The sequence below is a fragment of the Enterobacter sp. 01-M-02-SI-ECC genome (assembly GCF_047530595.1).
GTDB classification, from domain to species: domain Bacteria; phylum Pseudomonadota; class Gammaproteobacteria; order Enterobacterales; family Enterobacteriaceae; genus Enterobacter; species Enterobacter cloacae_M.
On record NZ_JBLKCZ010000063.1, the window covers coordinates 1 to 3,798 of the forward strand.

General features: G+C 51.8%; 5 protein-coding genes and 2 pseudogenes. 2 read left to right on the forward strand and 5 right to left on the reverse strand.

Annotated features, from left to right (window positions below):
• Positions 1-87: 87 nt before the first annotated feature.
• Both ACMWLG_RS25360 and ACMWLG_RS25365 read left to right on the forward strand, forming a co-directional pair.
• Positions 88-544: pseudogene (locus ACMWLG_RS25360) on the forward strand (IS3 family transposase); the annotation flags it as partial.
• A 114-nt stretch (positions 545-658) separates the two neighbouring features.
• Positions 659-811: pseudogene (locus tag ACMWLG_RS25365) on the forward strand (resolvase); the annotation flags it as partial.
• A 27-nt stretch (positions 812-838) separates the two neighbouring features.
• Here the strand turns inward: ACMWLG_RS25365 and fghA are convergent.
• The 5 genes from fghA to ACMWLG_RS25390 form a co-directional block, all read right to left on the reverse strand.
• Complete coding sequence (fghA, locus tag ACMWLG_RS25370; protein ID WP_012561110.1) at positions 839-1,675, reverse strand: S-formylglutathione hydrolase; 837 nt, start codon at positions 1,673-1,675, stop codon at positions 839-841.
• A 64-nt stretch (positions 1,676-1,739) separates the two neighbouring features.
• Positions 1,740-2,138 (reverse strand): VOC family protein, encoded by a 399-nt coding sequence (locus ACMWLG_RS25375; protein WP_012561111.1) that lies wholly within the window; start codon positions 2,136-2,138, stop codon positions 1,740-1,742.
• Positions 2,139-2,181: 43 nt separating this feature from the next.
• On the reverse strand, positions 2,182-3,291 hold the full coding sequence (gene frmA, locus ACMWLG_RS25380) for an S-(hydroxymethyl)glutathione dehydrogenase (protein ID WP_017384070.1): 1,110 nt from the start codon (positions 3,289-3,291) through the stop codon (positions 2,182-2,184).
• A 34-nt stretch (positions 3,292-3,325) separates the two neighbouring features.
• Entirely contained in the window at positions 3,326-3,601 is a 276-nt protein-coding gene (gene frmR, locus ACMWLG_RS25385) for a formaldehyde-responsive transcriptional repressor FrmR (protein WP_017384071.1), read from the reverse strand.
• Positions 3,602-3,714: 113 nt separating this feature from the next.
• A partial coding sequence (locus tag ACMWLG_RS25390) for an IS1 family transposase (RefSeq protein WP_032083315.1) occupies positions 3,715-3,798 on the reverse strand: 84 nt, incomplete at its 5' end.

Consider the following 3,798-nt stretch of genomic DNA (forward strand, 5'->3'; position numbering starts at 1 on the left):
CATTTAAATGGAGAGCCGGATGCGCTGAAAGGTGCACGTCCGGTTCGGGGAGGAGAGGCAGGGAAATAGTCCGACTACGCCCTGCCTCTTACTCTACTCCGCACCTGGCAGGGCTGGCTGTATCTGGCGGTGGTTATCGATCTCTTCGCCCGTAATGTGGTCGGCTGGTCGATGAAACCCACTCTCTCACGCGAACTGGCGCTCGACGCGCTGATGATGGCGGTCTGGCGCCGAAAACCAGACAGCGAGGTTATCGTACATAGCGATCAGGGCAGCCAGTACGGCAGTGACGACTGGCAGCGCTTCTACCGGGCCAATAACCTGGCGCCGAGCATGAGCCGGCGTGGCAACTGCTGGGATAATGCGGTGGCCGAATCGTTCTTCAGTTCGCTGAAAAAAGAACGGATCAGAAAACGCATATATAAAACCAGGGATCTGGCCCGGGCGGATCTTCGATTACATTGAAGTCTTCTATAACCGGTCCCGGCGCCACAGCCACCTCGGCGGCGTCAGTCCGGAGGCCTTCGAACAGGCCTCGTCGTGAGGACAGGATTTGTCTACAGGCGTGGGGTCAGTCCAAACTATAGGGCAGGATCGTCTACCGGGGCGGGGTCAGTCCATCAACGGCTCGGAAGTGTCTAGATTATCCGTGGCTATTCACCGGGGCAAACAGGCCGATCAGGAACGACATAAGAAAGTTCTGTATTACCGACAGGTCAAGAAACTGAGCATAAGAGAAACTGCTGAAGCCACCAGTTACAGTACATCTCAGGTCTGCAGGGTTCAGGCCCTGTTCAGGCCTGAAAATTAAGCACATTTTCTGAGGCTGGAAATCAACTCATGCTGACAGCCTGAGCCTGTTGGCATGGTAAGCAATGTGCTCACCAATAAAGCTGGAAATGAAATAATAGCTGTGGTCGTATCCAGTATGATATCGGAACGACGCATTGAGGTTCATCTCATTGCATACTCTCTCAAGGATTTTGGTGCGCAGTTGCTCTTCATAAAAGGCGTCACTCAGCCCCTGATCAATGAAGATTTCTGGTAATTTTTCACCCTGTAAAATGAGGCTGACTGGATCGTAGGCTTCCCACGTTTTTCTGTTTTCACCCAGGTAAGCGCTAAATGCCTGTTGCCCCCATGGCACCTGAGAAGGCGATACTATCGGGGAAAATGCTGATACGCTCACATATTCACCAGGATTTCGCAGAGCCAGCACCAGAGCACCCAGCCCTCCCATAGAATGACCGGATATAGATTTTCTTGCCGTTGCAGGAAAATGATTCATGACGACATCCGGAAGCTCTCTGAGAATATAGTCATACATCCTGTAATGAACATTCCACGGCTGTTCCGTCGCGTTCAGATAAAAACCGGCCCCCTGGCCAAGATCGTAACTGTCGGCATCCGGGACATTATTACCCCGGGGACTGGTATCCGGGACAACAACGATGACGTTATGCCGGGCTGCATAATGCTGCATACCTGATTTGGTGATGAAATTCTGCTCAGTACAGGTCAGGCCCGACAACCAGTATAGTACCGGCAGTTTTTCTGTTACTGCTTTGGGAGGAAGATACACACCGAAATTCATTTCACAATTAAGGGATTGTGAATAATGCCGGTACACGTTTTGCCAGCCGCCAGAGCTGGCATGCTGCTCAATGAGTTCCATCAGCCGTTATCTCATGGTTATTTCCCCTGACCGAAGCCAGGGGAAGTATCTTTAAATCCGGACGTCAGATAAACGTATACGCCGTGATTTTGTTACCCGCCGGATCCCGCAGGTAGGCAGCATAGGCCCCGGGAAGGTGACCACGCGGGCCAGGTTGACCTTCATCAGCTCCACCGGCGGCAAGGCCGGCAGCATGGAAAGCATCAACCTCTTCCGGGGTGGCAGCAGCGAAGCCGACAGTCACCCCGTTAGCGGAAGGTGCTTCACCGTTGCCCGGACGGGCAATGATAAATGCCGGCTTTTCGCGGCCATAGAGTACCCAGCCGTTGCCAAACGGGCCGAGGTTATTGATACCAAGCGTGCCCAGGACGACATCGTAAAATGCGGAGGATTTCTCGACATCGGCTGCGCCAATGAACACATGAGAAAAGATGCCGTCACCAGAAATTACCGGAGTTGTCATTTTCCACTTCCTTCAGTTTGAGTTGATTAAAATTCTGATGGGATCAGTAATGAATCACTGTCCGGATAGATTTGCCTTCATGCATAAGCTCGAAGGCGTCATTGATTTCATCCAGTGTCATCGTATGGGTTACAAATGGCTCAAGGTCAATATCCCCCTTCATGGCATCCTCGACCATACCGGGGAGCTGAGTGCGGCCTTTTACTCCGCCAAACGCGGAACCTTTCCATACGCGCCCGGTGACCAGCTGGAAAGGACGGGTGGAAATCTCCTGTCCGGCCCCTGCGACACCAATGACAACGGACTGCCCCCACCCACGGTGAGCACTTTCCAGCGCTGCACGCATGACGTTAACGTTACCGATACATTCAAAGGTATGGTCAATACCCCACTTGTTGATATCCAGCAGAACATCTTTAATCGGTTTGTCATAATCATTCGGGTTAATGCAGTCAGTGGCCCCGAACTGACGGGCCAGGTCAAATTTTGTCGGATTAGTATCGATAGCGATAATACGTCCCGCTTTTGCCTGACGGGCCCCCTGTACCGCAGCCAGACCAATTGCCCCCAGACCAAAAATGGCAACTGAATCGCCCGGCTGCACTTTAGCCGTGTTATGGACGGCGCCAATACCGGTAGTCACGCCACAACCCAACAGGCAGACGTGTTCATGGTTCGCCTCCGGGTTAATTTTTGCCAGAGAAACCTCGGCCACAACGGTGTATTCACTGAATGTGGAACATCCCATGTAGTGGTAAAGAGGCTGACCGTTGTATGAAAAGCGAGTGGTCCCGTCAGGCATCAGTCCTTTGCCCTGAGTCTCGCGAACCGATACACAGAGGTTCGTTTTACCGGACTGGCAGAATTCACACTCCCCGCATTCAGCGGTGTAGAGCGGAATAACATGGTCACCCGGCTTCACACTGGTGACGCCTTCACCAACTTCAACGACGATACCGGCTCCCTCGTGGCCGAGAACCACCGGGAAAACGCCCTCAGGGTCATTCCCTGAGAGGGTAAAGGCATCGGTATGGCAGACACCTGTGTGGGTGTTTTTAATCAGCACCTCGCCTTTTTTAGGCGGAGCAACATCAATTTCAACAATCTCCAGGGGCTTCCCTGGTGCAAATGCAACAGCGGCACGTGATTTCATACGTAATATATCCTCAATGTAATAATGGCCTCACCTATTTAAGATAGGCACGAACCAGCTCAATCGTATCGTCAACTGATTTACTGACTTCATGACTGTAGCTGTCATTCTGGTCAAAGGTTTCCCGTATGTGGCTCTCCAGCACCTCTGCCATCAGTCCGTTAGCGGCGCCCCGGACGGCGGCGATTTGCTGGAGAACGGAACGGCATTCAGCGCCACTTTCAAGTGCTCTTTCCAGAGCATCAATCTGACCCCGGATACGGCGAACCCGGGTTAGGACCTTTTTTTTCTCTTCAGGAGTACTGGGCATTGCTTACCTCACTGCTCTGTATTTCTTATACTATAGGGGAGTATTACATTAAGATCAACACATACCCCACTATAGTATAATAAATATATCAGAGCACCGGTAATGACTCCAACTTACTGATAGTGTTTTATGTTCAGATAATGCCCGATGACTTTGTCATGCAGCTCCACCGATTTTGAGAACGACAGTGACTTCCT

Coding starts and splice junctions, on each gene's coding strand:
- ACMWLG_RS25375 (WP_012561111.1), bottom strand. CDS start 2,138: ATGACAACTCCGGTAATTTCTGGTGACGGCATCTTTTCTCATGTGTTC.
- fghA (WP_012561110.1), bottom strand. CDS start 1,675: ATGGAACTCATTGAGCAGCATGCCAGCTCTGGCGGCTGGCAAAACGTG.
- frmA (WP_017384070.1), bottom strand. CDS start 3,291: ATGAAATCACGTGCCGCTGTTGCATTTGCACCAGGGAAGCCCCTGGAG.
- frmR (WP_017384071.1), bottom strand. CDS start 3,601: ATGCCCAGTACTCCTGAAGAGAAAAAAAAGGTCCTAACCCGGGTTCGC.